Below are 18,196 nucleotides of genomic sequence, written 5' to 3'. Positions count from 1 at the left end.
ATGCGTACATCCAGATGGGCGGTCCTCGCCTATGTCGCGATCATCATCTTCGGATGCCTTGCGGCGCTGCCGAGCGTTCTTACGCCGGCCATGAGGGAGCAGGTCGCTTCCGTTCTCCCGTTCGAGCCGGTCACGCTCGGCCTCGATCTGAGGGGCGGTTCGCACCTCGTTCTCGAGGTGGACGGGGCGGGGCTGCAGAAGGCTCGCCTCAACTCGCTTCTCGACGATACCCGTCGCGTCCTGCGCGGCGAGCGCGTCTCCGCCTCCTCGGCTCGCATCAGCGACAACAGCGTGACCGTAAGCATCCCCGATGCCCAGGACCGGGACAAGGTTCTGCCGAAGCTGCAGGAACTGGCGACGCCCGTGAGCACGGTGGGTTTCGCCGCCCCGGCTCCTGAGGTCGAGGTAACGACGGCGGGCGATGTCATCACCCTGGCCATGACCGAGGCGGGTCTTGCCGACCGCATGACCAAGGCGGTCGAGCAGAGCCTGGAAATCATCCGCAACCGCGTCGACCAGGTCGGCGTCGCCGAACCGCTGATCCAGCGCATCGGTTCCAACCGCATTCTGGTCCAGCTGCCCGGCCTTCAGGATCCGACACGCCTGCGCGAGCTTCTGGGTTCGACGGCACAGATGAGCTTCCACATGCTCGATCAGAGCGTCGACGTCACACAGCCGGCGCCGCGTGGGGTCGACATTCTGCCGGGCGCCAATGACGGCAACCGCTATCCGGTCGAAAGCCGCGTCGCCATTTCCGGCGAGCGGCTGGACGACGCCAAGGTCGGCTTCGATCAGCGCACCAACCAGCCGGTCGTCGATTTCAGCTTCGACTCGCTCGGTGCCCGCCAGTTCGCCGACATCACCCGCGAAAACGTCGGCCGGCCGTTTGCGATCGTGCTCGACGGCAAGGTGCTGACCGCGCCGGTCATCAACGAGCCCATTCTCGGTGGCCGCGGCCAGATCAGCGGCAGCTTCACGGTCGAGGAGGCGACGGTTCTTTCCGCACTCCTGCGCTCCGGTGCGCTGCCGGCACCGCTGACGATCATCGAAGAGCGCTCTGTCGGCCCGAATCTCGGCAGCGACTCGATTCGCATGGGCCTCTTTACGGGTCTCGCCGGTTTCGGCCTCGTCGTGGTCCTCATGGTCGTCCTCTACGGGGCCTGGGGCATGATCGCCAATGTCGGCCTGGTGTTGCACACGATCATGACGATCGGCGTACTCGGCCTGATAGGTTCGACGCTGACCTTGCCCGGTATAGCCGGTATCATTCTCGGCATCGGCATGGCCGTGGACGCGAACATCCTGATCAATGCGCGTATCCGCGAAGAGACCGAGGCGGGCGCCGGCGCGATGAAGGCGCTGGATATCGGCTTCAACAAGGCTTATGCGACGATCATCGACTCCAACGTCACGACGCTTGCGGGCACGGTGCTTCTCTTCTGGTTCGGCAGCGGGCCGGTGAAGGGCTTTGCCGTCACCATGATGCTGGGCATCGGCATTTCGATGTTCACATCGGTTACGGTCGTGCGCCTGCTGATGCGCGAAGTCGTCGTGCGCCGCAAGATGAAGAAGCTGGAAATCCCGTCGCTTTTTGGCAAGGTGCCGCAGCTGCCCACCTTCTCCTTCATGAAGGGCCGCTTCCTCGCGATCGGCTTTTCGGCATTCCTGTCGATCAGCTCCGTGATCCTGTTCTTCACGCCGGGTCTCAATTACGGCATCGATTTCATCGGTGGCATTCAGGTCGAGGCGGTTTCGAAGGAGAAGATCAATCTGCCGACACTGCGTCAAAGCCTCGAGGAGCTCAATCTCGGCGAGGTGGCGCTCCAGGACTTCGGCGGCGGCCAATCGGTGCTGATCCGCGTGCAGCGGCAGCCGGGGGGCGAGCAGGCGCAGACGGTGGCACTGAACAAGGTCAAGGATGCGGTGACGACCGCCATCCCCGGTGCCAGCATGGAGCGGACCGAGGTCGTCGGTCCGACGGTCAGTGGCGAATTGGCGCGATCCGGCTTCCTCGCCGTCGCCCTCGCGATGTTGGCGATCCTGCTCTACATCTGGTTCCGCTTCGAATGGCACTTCGCCGTCGGCGCGATCGCCGTGCTCTTGCTCGACATCACCAAGACCGTCGGGTTCTTTGCACTCACGGGCATCGACTTCAACCTGACGGCGATCGCAGCGCTGCTGACGATGATCGGCTATTCGGTGAACGACAAGGTGGTGGTCTACGACCGCATGCGCGAAAACCTGCGCAAGTACAAGTCGATGCCGTTCTCCGATCTCATCGACATGAGCATCAACCAGGTGATCGCGCGATGCATCTTCACCTCGGCTGCAACGGCGCTTTCCCTTGTGCCGATGGCGATCTGGGGCGGCGAGGCGGTGCAGAGCTTCGCCTGGCCGATGATCTTCGGCGTCATCGTCGCGACGACCTCGTCCATCTATATCGGCGGTCCGATCCTCCTGTTCCTGAGCCGCTGGTGGAAGGAGCGGGAAGCCGCTCGTTCCGCCGGGCAGCAGGCGGAAACGCCGACAGCCTGACGGCCTCGTGCCGTCGACGGATGCGGGCGGAAAACCGTCCGCGCCTTTCCTGATCCCGCCGTGTCGATCCCGGCAAAGGGGCAGCCTCTACGAGGGCTGCCCCTTTTTCGTCGGAAATTCCTGCCTATATTCGACCCGTCCCTTGCACGGCGATTCGGCGCTACCTAGATAGCGAGATAGCCCGGACAGGCGAACGGATTTGCCGACGCGCCAGCTGCGGAAACGAGTAGTGAGAATTATTTTTCGCGTTTGCGTTTCTGCAGTTGACGAAATTGGTAGATTATTTTAGTTTGCCACTGTGGGAAGCGGAAGGAGTCCGCTTCGATTTGTTCATGAGCGCCTGGCGTCCTATGCCGGGCCAGCCAAAGGAGAGTGACATGTTCGAATTCTCGACCGCCGCTTTCTGCGGCTCACGTTCCCATTGTCGTGCAACGGTTAAAGGTGTCATTCGTCAACTTCGCCGAATGTGACCGTTCAAACTTACCGAGTTCATCCTTTGCCGAGAATTGAATTATCCGCGCCCGTGGGTGCGGAGGAGCGTTATTTACATGAGCAAGCAAGTTATCGAATATGGTGGTGAAGCCGTCGGAGTCGTCGTTCCCGACCAAGACCGTCTGAAGTTCCTGGCCGTCAAGTATCACGTCTGGGACCTGGACGCGCAACGCTTCCGTTCGGTCGATGAAGCACGCGCGGCCATTGGCCGGCTCCTTTCCGCCCAGGGCGGGCGGAACCTCACCAATCGGACGCCCGGCATTGCCGCCGCGTGACGTGCGAACCGTTCCAGGCCAAGAAATTCTCTTCCAGGACAAGAAATTCTCTGGGGCGCGTCAGTGATACATTGAAACCCTGACGCGCTCCTGCACTCTTCCATCCTCGGTTACCGATCCTTCTCCGTTGTCGACTATATCAGTGTATTGGCAGCGCATTCTTGTGCTATGCCGGGACAAGACTGTTTCCGAGGTCGGATCCGGCGTTTCTGCGGGATCGGGGAGAATTGACTCGAATGCTGACGAAGAAGGGAAAATACGGACTGAAAGCATTGGTCGACCTGGCACGGCTTCCACCCGGGCAGACTGCCTTCATCACCGAAATCGCACAGCGCAACAACATTCCGAAAAAGTTTCTAGACACTATACTCCTGGAACTGCGCAACGCCGGCGTGTTGCGCTCGAAGAAAGGACCGGGCGGTGGTTATTCCCTGTCGCGACCGGCCTCCGAGATTCGCATCGGCCATGTCATAAGGACACTCGACGGCCCGCTGGCGCCGATACGCTGCGCCAGCCGCACGGCCTATGAAATGTGCGACGACTGCACCGATCCGGAGACCTGCCGGGTGCGCATCTCGATGACATCGGTGCGTGACGCGATGTCCTCCATCCTCGATTCGATGACGCTCGCCGAATTCGCCGCCGGCGGGGTCCTTCCTCCGGAGACCTCAGTCGAAAAGCGCGTCGGCTGAGCATGACGGTTCGAAACGTCGCCGGTTTGGTATAAATGGCCGCCGAAAGGCTTGGTTTGTCCATGAAAAGAGCCTATCTGGCGTCTATCTTGCTGCGGCCCGCTGACGAGGCCGTTTTTTGGCTACGCACTTCCGGCGGAAAACCGTGACGCAGTTTTCCCGGAGGTGCCCTAAAGGGGGTCGATGATGGGTGTGAGACACGCGACGGCGGATGCGCATGCCGGTGGCACCGTGCTGGAGTCGATCGGCAGGACGCTGACGACGGCGACGAACGGCATCAAGGCCCTTGCAGACCATCTGACCAGTGACCAGGCCTTCGCGGGCGCCCTCGTCGATGCGGTCGAACTGATGGGCGACGGCGACGGCCGCGTCGTCGTTTCCGGGGTCGGCAAGAGCGGGCATATCGGCCGCAAGATTGCAGCCACCCTCGCATCGACCGGCACCTCGGCCCATTTCGTCCATCCGACCGAGGCAAGCCACGGCGACCTCGGCATGATCACCGCTCAGGATGCGCTGGTGCTGCTCTCCTGGTCGGGCGAAACGGCGGAACTCGCCAACATGCTGACCTACGCCAAGCGCTTCAAGGTGCCGATCGTCTCGATCTGCTCCAACCGCGAGAGCACGCTCGCACGCAATTCCGAGATCGCGCTCGTGCTGCCGAAGGTGCCGGAGGCCTGTCCGCACGGCCTGGCGCCGACGACCTCGGCCATGCTGCAGCTTGCCGTCGGCGATGCTCTGGCGATCGCGCTCCTGGAGCGGCGCGGCTTCTCGGCCGAGGATTTCAAGACCTTCCATCCGGGCGGCAAGCTGGGCGCGCAGCTGCGGCTGGTTCAGGAGCTGGCGCATGGCACCGGACAGATGCCGTTACTCTCCGTCGGCCGTCCGATGAGCGAGGCGGTCATCGAAATGTCGGCCAAGGGCTTCGGCGTCGTCGGCATAACAGATGAAAGCGGCAAGCTGATCGGCGTCATCACCGACGGCGACCTGCGCCGTCACATGGCGGGCGACCTCTTGGCGCAACCGGTCCAGGAGGTGATGTCGCGCAACCCGCGGGTGATCAAGGGTGACGTCCTTGCCAGCGCCGCCATGGAATTCATGCAGGACCACAAGGTCACCGTGCTGTTCCTCGTCGACGAGGCCGGCGCCCCGGTCGGCATCCTGCACATTCACGATCTGCTGCGCGCCGGCGTCGCCTGATCTTCGCTGAGTCTCACCGGCTTTTGCCGGGGTGGCGGGTCGACGAAGGCGCCCGGTTCATTGACGTCGTTGCGGTGCAGCCGCTCGGCGATCGCCTTGGCGCCGGCATCCGTACCCGCACGGGAATAGAAGTTCCCGCGCACCTGGATCGAAGCGGCCATCAGCCTGAACATTGCCCCGCTCAGCACCGGATCCGGGGCCTCGGGCGCCGTCCAGAACGCGTCGAGCGGCTGCTGGTCGGTGAGACCGGCAATGTCGAAGACGGCCTTTCCCAGGACCTTCACGGGCTTGCCCTGCTTCAGAGCATGCAGTCCGGCGGTCGAGTTGACCGTTACCATTCCGCAACTGTGCTCCGTGAGCGAATCGAGATTGCCGCCGTCGAGATAGAGGACCCTGTCGCCGACACCGAGTGAGGCGGCCTTGTCCGCGACGATCCTGCGCCAGGAGATCAGGCTGTTGTCGAGCGGGTGCACCTTGACGGCGAGTCTGGTTCCTGCCGGCGCACGGCGCGCGAAAGAGGCAAGGATGCCGTCGATCGCTTCCCGCTGGCTGCCGAAGGGTGAATGCGCACGCAATTGATAGTCCGTTTCAAGTTGAAGCGGATAGACGAAGTACGGCGCATTTTTCGCCGAAAGCGAGCGGATCAACGCATCCGCGCGCCGCTGCTCGCCTTTGCCGGCCGCCAGCCGCCGGATCCACCCGGCATATTCGGCGAGCGGATGAAAGATGCCGTGCCGGCGGTAGCCGGGAAAGAGGAAGCAGAAAAACACGTTCGGCAGGTTGTAGAGGAGGTCGTATGCCGCCTCCGCAAGAAAGCTCTGCCGGTAGCGCCGTTGCCAGTCGGGCTCGGGCAATCCCGTTGCCGCTCGCAGGATTTGCGCGGGATCGACCGGAAAGTGCGAATTGGACGACATGCCGCCGCGCTCGAGCGTCAACCAGTCCGGCCTGAGATAACCCATTTCGACCACAAAGACTCGGACGCCGGCTTTTCGCGCGGCAGCTGTGGCGATCCGGTGATAGGGGCGCTCTTCGCCGAGCAGGACGAGGTCGGTGACGGCGTGGCGGCGGATGAAGGCCTCCACATAGGCCGGCCACCGCGCCAACGAGCCACGGTAGTTATGGCCGCCCCGGCGCCGCCAGAATATCTGGTCGCCGGGATTGAGGTTGATGCGCAGACAGCAATGACCCAGCACTTCGAGATGCCCGGCGACCTTGGCGAAGACCGGCGACGCCGGTCCCTGCAAGAACAGGAAGGTTCTTGGCGCCGCGGGATCTATGGTCGTATCTGCTGTCATCGGGCGGATTCCGGAAGACGCTGCTATTGCAGCGCGTCCTTGTGCAGATTGGCGTGCTTCAGCATGGAGCCGAGCAGGTTCCAAGGATCCTCGTCCTTCGCCCGCTTCGGGCTGTGGGCCGCAGCGCGCGCCTTGGCGAGCGGCACGATGAAATAATCCGTGCGGGGATCCGGGAAGGGATCCGCGAAAGATTTCAGAAGGGGCGCGTGGTCGCCGTAAAAGACGAACCAGACCGGCCGGTCGAGCTTGTTGAGGCCGTCGATCAGCTGCTTCAACGCAGCGTCAGACTGCTCGAGGATGGCCAGGTAGATATCGACGGGATTGGTGAGCGTACCGACGCGCCCCGGTTCCCAGGGGCCGTGATTTGCCATCGAGGCGACGAAGAAAAAGCCGCTCTCCTCTTCCGGCAGCTTCTCGACTTCGGCGAGCACGCGGGCTGCCAGCGTGGCGTCGGAGACATAAAGCCCGTCCCGCTCCGGTTTATGGTCGAAGGCATCGAGCATGGTAAGCTTCTCGAAGCCGAGCAGGGGCATCGCCTTGTGCCGCAGAAAGAACGTCCGGTCATAGGGATGAATGAAATGCGTGCGCCAGCCGGCGCGCTTGAGCTTTCCGGGCCAGACGATATCGGCATAGTGCGCGGCACGGAGATAAGGGTAGCTGGCATCGACATGGATGTCGTCGGGCACAAGGCCGCTCAGGACGGCAAATTCGGTGCGCAGCGTGTAGCCGCCCTCGAAGACATTGCTCAAGCGCCCCCATTGCACCGCCTGCTTGCGCAACCGGTCGACCGTCGGAAGCTTGATCGAATCGACACCGAAATGCCGCATGTCGATGAAGGACTCCGACTGCCATACGATGATCAGCGGGGCCTCCTCGTGGCCGATGAGGTCGTGCACCGCGGCGCGCAGTATTTCCGACAATTCGGCGACGATCTTGTCGCGCTTGACGCCGAGCCAGATGATGAAATGGAAGACGACGGAAGCGAAGGTACCGAAACGCACCGTGTTCATCTTGACGTTGATCGCCTTCACCAGCCTCTGCACGAGAGCGGCCGTCGGGCGGTTCACGGGCCCGTAAAACAACAGTCCCCAGGGTCCGGCGGCGATCCCCACCATCACCAGAACCCAGAAGAGCCTGCTTCTTTCGGGCAGGATCGTCGGCTCGAAATACATGTAAAGTGCCGATACCCCGAACACATAAAGGAAAGCGACGATCCAGAAGACGATGTTCAGCGAGCTCGCATAGAAGATCGTCTTGTACTTGAAGACATCCGCGACCAGGGCAATATCGGAAAAGACCAGCGGCTCACGGATGAACTTGAATTTCGCGCGGGAAATGCCGGTGAAAATGATGAAGAAACTCATCGTGCCGGCGGCGGCATAGAGGGGCCGCCACGAGATCGCGAAGAAGCCGGCAAAGACGAGCGCGATGACCGGCAGCCGGGCGAGACGGTCGATCCTGTCCCGATTGCGCCCGTATTTCGGTGCGTTCTTCCTGCGTTCGCGCGCCGGAAGGGCGAACCGGTCCGTATAGAAGATCACCGCGCAGGACAGCAGGTAGCACCCGAGGGTCAAGGCTATCGGGTAGTCATGCAGGTTGAAGGGAATGAGCGCCAAGCCGATACCTTTGAGCCATTTCACCGTCGCCGCCTCGGCAGAAGGCTTCTCCCGACACTTAAAGCCTAATATTGGCTGGCACAAGCATGGCCGCGGGCGCCGCCGTCACAGTCCACTGTTGCGCGCGATTGCCCGGTCGAACCACCAATTGAGGAAAGGCCTGACCGCCGGCCCGAAGCGGCCGAGAAGATACAAGACCGCGCCAAAATAAATCTCGAAGCGCCGCCGGTCGATGCCCTTGACGATCTTTCGCGCGACCGCCTCGGCCGTCCATGGGCGGACGGTTCCCATGATTACGCTTGCCTCCACTGGCCGGGCGGCAAGCTCCCTCTTGAATTGCGGCGTCTCCGTATCGGGTGGAAAGCAGATCGAAATGCCGACATTGTGGGCGCGCGCTTCGCTGCGCAGCGCCTGGGCGAAGCCGTTAAGCGCGAACTTCGAGGCGCAGTAGGCGGTATATCCGTAGATGCCGATCAGGCCGGCACCCGAAGAAACCATCAGAATATGGCCGCGGCGCCTGTTCTTCATGTCCGGATAAACTGCGCGCACGGCATGCACCGTGCCCGAAAAGTTCGTTTCCATCTGCCGGTGGAAGGCCGCGCCCTGCATCGCCTCGAATGGCGCCGGTTCGACGACGCCTGCCGAGGTCACGAGAACGTCGCAGGGTCCGAACGCATCCACACAGCGGAAGACCGCGGCCTCGATCTCCTCTCCTTTGGAGACATCGGCGGCCTCCACACGGACAGCTCCAGCCTCGAGACCGTGTTCGGCTACCAGATTCTGTGCTGCCTTCTCCAGAAGATCGCGCGAGCGTGCGACAAGAGAGAGCCGCGCTCCGCGGGCCGCGTAGATCGAGGCGACCGCAAGGCCAATTCCGCTCGAGCCGCCGGTGATGATCACATGTGTCATGGACGAACCCGTTGGCGGCCCGCCTGCGGCGGCTGGTGGTCAGCGCGCCGAGAGCGCACTCAGCATCTTCTCGATATCGACGCCGCCGAGGCCGAAATTGCGGTCGGTGAGATCCTTCAGGCGTTCGGCCGTCAATGTGACGGTGCGGCGGATCTGTTCCTCGGTGTGGTCGCAGGTGATGAAGAAGCGCAAGCGCGCCTGTCCTTCCGGCACCGCCGGGTGGATGATCGGCAGGACGTTGACGCCGGCGGCGAGCAGGTCGTTCGAAAGCTGGACGGCGCGCAGCGAATCCCCGACGATGACAGGCACGACCGAAAAGCCGCCGCTCAGCCCGGTATCGAGGCCGGCCTCCTTGGCAAGCTTCAGGAACAGGCTGCCGTTGCGTCTCACCGCCGCCGTGCGTTCCGGTTCGCTTGCCAGGATGTCGAGGCTGGCGACCGCGGATGCGGCAAGCACGGGCGCGAGGCCGACGCTATAGACGAAGCCGCCGGCAGATGCCTTCAGCACGGCCGCCAGGGCGGCGCTTCCTGCTATGTAGCCGCCGCAGCTCGACGTCGTCTTCGACAATGTTCCCATCCAGATGTCGACTTCGTGCGGATCGGCCCCGAAATGTTCGGCGAGGCCCCTGCCGTGCCGGCCGAGGACCCCGAGCGAATGCGCCTCGTCGACCATCAGCCAGAAACCGTATTCGGCCCTGAGCTTCAGAAGCGCCGGCAGATTGGCGACGTCGCCGTCCATCGAGTAGATGCCCTCGACGATCACCAGGATGCGCCGGTAGTCACCGGCGACGGTGCGCAGGACATGCTCGAGATCCGCGGTCTCGTTGTGCTTGAAGAAGCGGCGTGTCGCGCCTGAAAGCTTGATCCCGGCGAGCGCGCTGTTGTGGATGAACTCGTCGTGGATGACGAGGTCCTTCGGCCCCATCAGGCAGCTGATCGCGGCGACATTCGTCAGGTAGCCGCTTACGAAACAGACGGCGGCATCAACGCCGCAGAATTGCGCGATCTTTTCTTCCAGCTCCACATGCTGCGGCCGTTCGCCGGCAACGAGGCGGCTCGCCGACGCGGAAATCCCGAAGCCGGCGATCGTCTCGCGCGCCCGCTCGAGGACGTGAGCATGCCGGTTGAGCCCGAGATAGTCATAGGAGGCGAAGTTGATCAGCTTGCGGCCATCGATCATCGTCGTCGCACCGGCTGCCGTCTGATGCGGCCGGTAGAACGGGTTGGCGATGCCGAGCTGCTCGCTGGCGATCTTCTGCGTAAGGACCTGCTTATACTCGGGTAGATCCTCGAAACGCGCCTGCTGGCGACGCGGAGCCGGCGGCAACTCCCGCTCCGAGCGCGCCATCCGGTTGCGCTCGGACGATTGATGCGTGTTCCGCATCCTGTCCAACAGGCTCTCCTTGAGACTGCTGTTCATTTTCGGGAAGGTCTGGCCGTTTCCGTCGTTGCTCATTGACTCAGTGCTTTTTCCTTGTCCGCTCCGACATGACGCTGCGTGAGTTCTGTTACAAGCTTGTCGTCACCGGCCTCGTTCTCGTTGCCCTGGTCACGCTTGCTTACCTTTTCATGGAGCTTGCGCGCGATGTCGCCGACCGTGGTATTGTCCGCGACGCCGCTCAAAGGCATGTCGAAGCCGGTGTTCTGCTGGAAACTCATGCCGAGTTCAACGGCCATGAGGCTGTCGAGGCCGATCTCCTTCAATATCTTTCCGCGAGTGACCGTATCCTTCGAGACGCGAAGGATGGCAGCGATCTCGCCGGCCACTAGATCGAAGAGGATGTCCTCGGCCTCCTGCGGCGATTTGCCTTCGATCATGGCGACGAGATCCATCGTCGTGCCCTCGGCGCCTGCGGCATGCTGATCGGCGCTGCGCAGGATCACCTCGAAGAGCGCGTTGCGGGCGACCGGCAGGTTCCGCGCAGCCGTCCAGTCGATCTCCGAAATCATCACGACGGCCGCGTCGACCGTGCCCGGATCCGCGGCGACGTGGTTTTCCACCATGTCGAGCGCCACCTGGGCCTTCAGCGCCGTTTTGCCGATGCGCTTGGCGAGCAGGTCGTTGACATCGGCGTTCTGCGTCAGGTAGCCGGCATCGGCAATCGCGCCGAAGCCGATGGCGAGCCCTGCCAGGCCCTCCTGGCGCCGTGCACGGGCAAGGCCTTCGAGATAGCCGTTGGCGGCGACATAGTTCGCCTGGCCGGGGTTGCCGACCAGCGTCGTGGCCGAGGAGAACAGGATGAAGTTGTCGAGCCTGTCACCACGGGTAAGGCGATCGAGAATTGCCGCGCCCTTGGCTTTCGTGTCGATGACCGGCCGGTTGCGTTCGCGGCTCAGATTGCCGATCAGCGCATCGTCGAGCACCATCGCCGCGTGAACGACGGAGCGAAGCGGTGCTTCCGAACGAAGCGTCGCCAGAAGCGTCTCCACGGCCGCGGCATCCGTGATGTCGCAAGCATGGACCGAAGCCGCAACGCCGCCATTCTGCCAGCGCTCGATCATCGCGCGCGTCTCCGCATCCGGCTGGCCTCGGCGGGAGCAAAGCGCAATACGGCGTGCGCCTTTCTCGACGAGCCAGTTGGCGGCGACGAGGCCGAAGCCACCGATGCCGCCGACGACGAGATGGACGCCGTCCGGGTCGACCTTCATGCCCCTCACAGCCTTCGCCGTCACCTCGTGCCTGCCGGCAACGGGCGGCAGCACCACGATCTTGCCGATATGCCCGGCATTCTGCATCAGCCGGAAGGCATTGCCGATTTCATCGTAATCGAAGGCGCGATAGGGAAGCGGCGTGAGCTTGCCTTCCTCGAAGAGCGCTCCGATCTCCATGAAGATGCGCCTGGTCAGATCCGGCGCATTCACCAGCAACTGATCGGCGTCGATGCCGAAATAGCTGACATTGCGGCGGAACGGCCTGAGCCCGATCTTGCTGTCGGCGTAATAGTCGCGCTTGCCGAGTTCCAGGAACCGGCCAAAGGGTTTCACCAGCGAGAGGCTCTGCTCCATCGCTTCGGCGAAAAGCGAATTGAGCACGAGGTCGACGCCTTCCCCGCCGGTGACCGAACGGACATCCTCGACGAAGCCGAGCGAACGCGAATCGAAGACATGATCGGCGCCGAGCATCGTCAGGAAGCGCCGCTTTTCGCGCGTTCCCGCCGTGGCGATGACCTTGGCGCCCTTGAGCTTTGCGACCTGGAGCGCGGCAAGGCCGACGCCGCCGGCAGCACCGTGGATCAAAATCGTCTCTCCAGCCTGAATGCGGCCGAGCTCGACAATGGCGTAGTAGGCGGTAAGGAAGGCGACCGGCAATGTGGCCGCGGCCACCGGGCTCAACGCTCGCGGCAGCTTGGCGATGCCGGCGCGCGCGACGACCGCATGGGTCGAGAAGGCGGCGGAGGCGATCGCCATCACCGCATCGCCGACCGCGAGATCGTCGATCTCTTCGCCGACCGCGACCACGTGGCCGGACAGTTCCATGCCGATGGTTGCCCCGGCGAAGCCGTCTTCCAACGCCTCTTCCGGCAACAGGCCCATGGCCCACATCACGTCGCGGAAATTCAAGCCGGTTGCCGCGACGGCGACGACGACCTCGTTGGGGCCCGGCTCCGGTACGCTCGCCTCTTCCCAGGCGATGCTTGCAACCTGCGAGCTGACGCGCTGGCGAATGGTCGCGGCCGCGAAGGCGTTGGTTTTCCCGTCAGCCTTGTTCGTTGCGCCGGGTACGGCCCGAAGCTCCGACAGCAGGCCCGTCTTCCGGTCGAGCAGCCATTCCCGGTTCTGTCCCGAAACCCTCAGCAGGGGAAGCGCTGCGGCAAGCATATCCTTGCGGCCGATGTCGGCATCACCGGCAAGATCGAGCGTGTGGACGTCGATAAACTCATATTCGTTCTGAAGGACGCGGGCGAAGGCCCACAATCCGGAATTCAGCCCGGAGCTTGCCGAGGCTGACAAGGGAGCGCCGCCCGGGGCCACGAGCACTAGGCGCGGCCGGTCGTCGCCCTCCGGCTCGACGCCGGCGAGATGCTGTTTCAATGCCTCGGCAAAGGCGCTGAGCGCCAATACACGCGTCTGCAGCAGGGTCGAACCGTCGCCGGCGGCGCGCTCCGCCTCGGACATGAAAACCGCGCGCAACGGTCTGTCGCCCATGGCTTCGAGGGCTGCGCGGAGCGTCGCCATGTCTGCGGCAAGGTCGCCTGTCACACGGACGGGAGCGGCACTCCTTCCACCGGCTGCGACCGGTTTCTGGGCAGTGGCAGTCTCGATCAGCAGATATGGTGTCGCGATTTCGCCCGGCTCGGCGCCTGCGCCCGCCGCCGCTGTGCCCCGGGCCTCGATCAGGATGGTGTTCCCATGCGGGCATTCGCGATCCGTCACGACCACGTCGCCGAGGTCGAGATCTGCGAGACACTTCTGCCAATGGGGTACGGCCGCGATCCTGCCGATCGGGAATTCTGCCGTCTGGCTGCGCTCGAACCATCCGCCCGAGAGACCCAAGGCGAAATCGGCGAAGATCGACGGCGCGCTGACGGCCGCGACGAGCCCGCTTCCGGGGGGCATGGAGCGAAGGGCCGTGCGGACGCCGCTCTCCTCTTCGATCAGCTGGTAGAGATTGTCCGAAGCACTTACGGCGAGGTCGAACGGGCCGATATCGGCGAATTCGCTCTTCTTCAGAACGCGCACATGCGCATCCTCCTCGAAGGCGATTTCCAGATTCCGTTGTGCATTGTCGCGCGGCTCGAAAATGGAAAGTGCTGCACCATTGCGCGCTGCCAGATCGGCCAGCCGGCGGCTGAAGCCGGCGGAGACGCTGCCGAGTTCGATGAGACGCAGGCGGGCGCCTGCCGGCTGCGCAGCGAGAACGTGTTCGACCGTATGAAGCACCTGGTCCATCCGGGACCGGCTCGCCACGGAATGCACGGCCTGATGGTCGAGCGTCGCTTCGCTGATGAAACCGGCATTGAACGAAGCCGCGTCGTCGCCTGCACGCACCGGCCCAAGCAGCGCGTCGAGACGGCTGAGTGCTTCCGCATAGGCGTTGTTGACGAGCACCGCTTCCACCGCACGATCGGGGCGGTCGCCATAGAGCTCGCCAAGGATCTCCGGAACGGTCGGAAGCGAGAACTCCCGTGCGACCTTCCAGTTGCCGTTCTGGTGCTCGCAAAGGCCGGCATCCTCGAGCGTCAGCAGGCAGCTCGTCAGGAAGCACTGGAACGCGAAGTCCCCGGGCAGCGCGTCGCCTCGCACTGTGGCGGTCCCCCTGCCGAGCTTCAGGGCAATTTCCTGGCAGGCGCGGTAGATGGCGGCGTTGAAGAGCAGGGTCGCGTTGTCGACGCCATTGTCATCGATCGGCTCGGCCAGCGTCGCAGGCATGGCCGTCGCAACTTTCGTGCCGGGCATGACCACGTCCGACAGAACTGCCTCATAGTGGAAGGAAAGGCCTTCAAGCGTCTTGTGCTTGCGCAGATAGGTACGGCGGAAGCGGCAATCCTCGAAGTGTGCGATCGCGACGCCGGTCTCGTCGAAGAAATGGAACCGTGCCTTGATCGAGTTGGCGCTGACCCGCTCGATCTCGATCGTTGCGCGGGCGATCGGCCGGCCGGCATTGACGACGCGCACGGAGCCGAAACGGACAGGAATATAGGGGGCGCCGCCCTTGTCGCCGGTGAAGCGGTCGAAGAGTGCGACCAGGCCGTGGAAGGTCGCGTCGACCGAGATCGGATGAAGGGCGTAGGTGACGTGGGGGTGCCCCGATGCCTGGGGGTGCTTCAACTCGACGTCGATGAGCCGGTCGCCATAGGCCACGGCTTTGGAGAGAAGCTGGAATTGCGGGCCGTAGTCCAGCCCGAACTGCTTCGCCGTTTCATAGGCCTTGGCCGCCGTCACGGTCGCCGTCTTCGCCAAGCCTTTGGTGGACGGACAGTCGTTGCTCGTCGTCGGCAAGGGCTTGCGGCTTCGCGCGACGGCATGCACCGTCCAATCGTCTTCCGAGAGACGTTCGCGCGACCGGATCTCGATGTCGCCGGTCTCCGGCGACAGGATGGTCGAGAGTTCCATGATGCGGCTGTCGCTCAGTTCGAGCGGGCGGACGATCTCCAGATTGGTGATCTCGACCTCGTCGCTGCCGTGATATTGCTGGGCGGCGGAAACGGCGATTTCGATGAAACCGCTGCCCGGGAGGATCGCCTTGCCGTCGACCACGTGTTCGGCGAGATCAGGGAAGAGATGCGCGTCGACGTGGTTTTTCCAGCTTCCCGCATTGGGGTCGCCGCGCCAGCCGTTGAGCCGATAGGGCTTTGCGGAACGTCCGAAGAGATCCGTCGCATCGGTCGTGGCCGCCGGCCGCAGTTCCACCGGCTCGAAGGGCAGCGCGGGGAGTTCGATGAATGCGTCCCGCTTGCCATAGACACGCGACCGGTCGACGGCGGCACCGTGGGCGACTGCGCGCGCCATCGACGCGGAGATCGGATCGTGGCCGTTCGCGCCGGCGTCGCGCAGCAATGTCGCCACCACCGAAGCCGGCACTGCCGCCTGCTTGATCGTCTCCTTGACGTAGGAGCCAAGGATCGGACGCGGCGAGATCTCGATGAACAGCATGCAGCCGAGATCGAGCGCGGCCTCGGCTGCGGCCTGGAAACGCACGGGCTCGCGAACGTTCTTCCACCAGTAGTCGGGATCGAGAGCAGTCCCGTCGAGCGCGGCACCCGTGACGGTCGACAGATAGGCCAGCTCCGTCCGTCGGGGGGCGATATCAGGGATGTCGGAGAGGAACGCCTCTTTCGCCCGGTCGATGATCGGATGGTGGAACGGATAATTGATGTCGAGGATCTGAACCGGGATTTTCACCTTGCGCGCAGCGTCGCGGAACGCCGAGATCTCGTTCGCCGGGCCGGAAATCGTCACCGAATTGTGAGCGTTGATTGCTGCGACGCAGACATCGTCGAGACCGCGCTCCGCCGCGAAGGCCTTGGCTGCCTCCTCGCCCAGCATAACGGCCGCCATCGTGCCCTGGCCGGCCAGAAGGTCCTGGTGCAGCGATCGTTTGGCGACGATCGACACGGCGTCGACGAGCGACAGCGCCCCCGCTGCATAAGCCGCAGCGATTTCGCCGACCGAATGACCGAAGACGGCGGTCGGCTTGATGCCCATGGCCACGAGCGAGTCGGAGAGCGCGGCCTGTATCGCGAAAAGCAGCGGCTGGGCCACCTTCGTATCCGCGAGCTTCCTGTCGAGTCCGGGGTCGGTCAGGAGATCGGTGAGGACGATATCCGAATGGAACCTGAAAAGGGCGCTGACCGAAGTGAACGACTGACGGAAGTGCAGATTCTCGCGGAAGGCCTCGACACCCATGCCGGCCCATTGCGAGCCGTTGCCGGAGAAGACGAAGGCGACCTTTGCTTCTTTCGCGGCCGCTTCGCCCGTCTCCCCGATATCGGAGCCGGGCTTTTCCAGGTGGTTGGCAATCGCCCGGATGATATCTTCGGGATGATCGCTGCGTGCCGCGAACCGATGGCGCATATGCGTCCGATTGGCGCCGGAGGCGGCGACGATCGCGCGCGTCTCTTCCTTCGTCGCGCCCGCAAAGGCGGCCTTATAGTCTCTGAGCAGGTTTTCGAGGCTCGACGCGGTATGGGCGCTTGCCAGAAACACGTGGCCCGCCGGCGAGGTCGCAGCCTTTTCCGCCTGTGCCGGATCCGGATCGCTGATGACGACATGGGCGTTGGCGCCGCCGAAGCCGAAGGAATTAATGCCGGCGAGCCGCGCCCGCTTGCCCTTCAGAAGCTCGATCGGATTGGCGGTCACACGGACATTGAGGCCGTCGAAGTCGATCTGCTCGTTCGGCGTCTCGAAATGCAGCGAGGCCGGCAGATAATTGTTCTCCAGAGCCAGAACCGCCTTCATCATCCCGAACAGGCCGGAGGCCGGCTCGGTATGGCCGATATTGGACTTTATCGAGCCGATCGGCACCGGGGCCCGGCGCTTCGCGCCGATCACCGTGCCTATGGACCATACCTCCGCCGGGTCGCCGACCTTCGTGCCGGTACCATGGCCTTCTACGAAGGCGACCTGGTTGGCGTCGATGCCGTTGCCTTCGTAGATCATCCTCAGCAGATTGGCCTGCGCCTCGCGCGAGGGCAGCGAGATGCCGTTGGTGCGCCCGGCCGAATTGACGCCGGAGGCGACGATCCGGGCATAGCTCCGGTCGCGCTCGCGTTGCGCCCGGTCGGTGCGGCGCAGGACGAAGACGACGCCGCCCTCGGCGCGAACATAGCCGGCGCCGTCATTGTCATAGGCGCGGCAGAGCCCTTCGGGCGAGAGCATGCGCGCCTGGGCGAAGCCGACGAAGGGAAGCGGGTGGGCGAGGATATTGACGCCGCCGACGATGGCCGTGTCGATCTCTCCGGCGTTCAGCGCCCGCATCGCCTGATCGAGGGCCACGAGCGAAGAGGAACAGGCCGTGTCGACGGTCATGCTCGGGCCGCTCAGGCCGAAGACGTGGGAAATACGGTTGGAGACGATCGACAGCGTATTGCCCGTCATGAAGTAGGGCCCGGCGGCAGCCGGATCGTCGACCGTCAGATTGGCGTGGTCGAGGCTGGAGGCGCCGACATAGACGCCGACATTTTCACCGTGCAGCGACGCCACGGAAATATTGGCGTCCTCGAGCGCTCGCCAGGCGAGCTGCAACAGAACCCGCTGCTGCGGGTCCATATACATGGCCTCGCGCTGCGACATCCCGAAAACGGCGGGATCGAAATCGTAGATATGGTCGAGAACGCCGGCGGCAAACGAATAGGTCTTGCCGGGCGTGCCCATGACCGGGTGCCAGAAACGCGCAAGGTCCCAGCGGTCCGAAGGGACGCGGGTCACGGTGCACTTGCCCTGACGAAGGATTTTGAACAGCGCCTGCGGAGATTTCGCTCCCGGGGCAAGGCATGCACGCCCTATGATTTCAACCGTCATGTAAGATCGAACGCTCTGAACTGCCGTTAAAATTGTCTTAGCCCATTGCAAGGTCTAACGTAAATTGCAATCGGCGACATTCCTGCTCTGCGGGTATCCCCGGTTTTATCCCCTGCGCTGTATTAGTGAGCTTTTAACTCATAGTGCCTAGCTTTCAACCCCGAAGGGCTAGATATACGTCTCCTGCGATCCATCCAATACAATTACGGCGACGGTTCGTAACCA

9 protein-coding genes are annotated in these 18,196 nt (G+C 63.5%); 4 read left to right on the top strand and 5 right to left on the bottom strand.

Annotated features, from left to right (window positions below; genetic code table 11):
- The 4 genes from secD (at position 1) to JOH52_RS03400 (ending at position 5,191) form a co-directional block, all read left to right on the top strand.
- Positions 1-2,535 (top strand): protein translocase subunit SecD, encoded by a 2,535-nt coding sequence (gene secD / locus JOH52_RS03415; protein WP_014528933.1) that lies wholly within the window; start codon positions 1-3, stop codon positions 2,533-2,535.
- Between the two features lie 548 nt (positions 2,536-3,083).
- Positions 3,084-3,302 (top strand): hypothetical protein, encoded by a 219-nt coding sequence (locus JOH52_RS03410; protein ID WP_004435856.1) that lies wholly within the window; start codon positions 3,084-3,086, stop codon positions 3,300-3,302.
- 236 nt (positions 3,303-3,538) lie between these two features.
- Complete coding sequence (locus JOH52_RS03405) at positions 3,539-3,994, top strand: RrF2 family transcriptional regulator (RefSeq protein ID WP_010968668.1); 456 nt, start codon at positions 3,539-3,541, stop codon at positions 3,992-3,994.
- Between the two features lie 183 nt (positions 3,995-4,177).
- On the top strand, positions 4,178-5,191 hold the full coding sequence (locus tag JOH52_RS03400) for a KpsF/GutQ family sugar-phosphate isomerase (RefSeq protein WP_010968669.1): 1,014 nt from the start codon (positions 4,178-4,180) through the stop codon (positions 5,189-5,191).
- Here JOH52_RS03400 and JOH52_RS03395 read toward each other — a convergent pair.
- The 5 genes from JOH52_RS03395 to JOH52_RS03375 form a co-directional block, all read right to left on the bottom strand.
- Positions 5,161-6,486 (bottom strand): capsule biosynthesis protein, encoded by a 1,326-nt coding sequence (locus tag JOH52_RS03395; RefSeq protein WP_014528934.1) that lies wholly within the window; start codon positions 6,484-6,486, stop codon positions 5,161-5,163. The two genes, JOH52_RS03400 and JOH52_RS03395, sit on opposite strands and share 31 nt — an antisense overlap.
- A gap of 23 nt (positions 6,487-6,509) precedes the next feature.
- Positions 6,510-8,126: an LTA synthase family protein gene (locus JOH52_RS03390; protein WP_010968671.1), complete on the bottom strand. Its 1,617-nt coding sequence runs from the start codon at positions 8,124-8,126 to the stop codon at positions 6,510-6,512.
- A gap of 81 nt (positions 8,127-8,207) precedes the next feature.
- Positions 8,208-9,011 (bottom strand): SDR family oxidoreductase, encoded by an 804-nt coding sequence (locus tag JOH52_RS03385; protein ID WP_010968672.1) that lies wholly within the window; start codon positions 9,009-9,011, stop codon positions 8,208-8,210.
- 39 nt (positions 9,012-9,050) lie between these two features.
- The gene (locus tag JOH52_RS03380) at positions 9,051-10,466 is read right to left on the bottom strand and encodes an aminotransferase class I/II-fold pyridoxal phosphate-dependent enzyme (protein WP_014528935.1); all 1,416 of its coding nucleotides are present in this window, start codon (positions 10,464-10,466) and stop codon (positions 9,051-9,053) included.
- Positions 10,463-17,971, bottom strand: a complete 7,509-nt coding sequence (locus JOH52_RS03375) for a type I polyketide synthase (protein ID WP_014528936.1) — start codon at positions 17,969-17,971, stop codon at positions 10,463-10,465. Before JOH52_RS03375 ends, JOH52_RS03380 begins: the two co-directional genes overlap by 4 nt.
- Positions 17,972-18,196: the final 225 nt, after the last annotated feature.

The organism is Sinorhizobium meliloti (assembly GCF_017876815.1).
Taxonomy (GTDB): domain Bacteria; phylum Pseudomonadota; class Alphaproteobacteria; order Rhizobiales; family Rhizobiaceae; genus Sinorhizobium; species Sinorhizobium meliloti.
The sequence above is the reverse complement of the archived record's forward strand: the minus strand, read 5'-3'. Positions and strand labels throughout refer to the sequence as shown.

Bases quoted from the DNA above. Each gene is read 5' to 3' on its own strand.
- secD (WP_014528933.1), top strand. From the start codon at position 1: ATGCGTACATCCAGATGGGCGGTCCTCGCCTATGTCGCGATCATCATC.
- JOH52_RS03410 (WP_004435856.1), top strand. From the start codon at position 3,084: ATGAGCAAGCAAGTTATCGAATATGGTGGTGAAGCCGTCGGAGTCGTC.
- JOH52_RS03405 (WP_010968668.1), top strand. From the start codon at position 3,539: ATGCTGACGAAGAAGGGAAAATACGGACTGAAAGCATTGGTCGACCTG.
- JOH52_RS03400 (WP_010968669.1), top strand. From the start codon at position 4,178: ATGATGGGTGTGAGACACGCGACGGCGGATGCGCATGCCGGTGGCACC.
- JOH52_RS03395 (WP_014528934.1), bottom strand. From the start codon at position 6,486: ATGACAGCAGATACGACCATAGATCCCGCGGCGCCAAGAACCTTCCTG.
- JOH52_RS03385 (WP_010968672.1), bottom strand. From the start codon at position 9,011: ATGACACATGTGATCATCACCGGCGGCTCGAGCGGAATTGGCCTTGCG.
- JOH52_RS03380 (WP_014528935.1), bottom strand. From the start codon at position 10,466: ATGAGCAACGACGGAAACGGCCAGACCTTCCCGAAAATGAACAGCAGT.
- JOH52_RS03375 (WP_014528936.1), bottom strand. From the start codon at position 17,971: ATGACGGTTGAAATCATAGGGCGTGCATGCCTTGCCCCGGGAGCGAAA.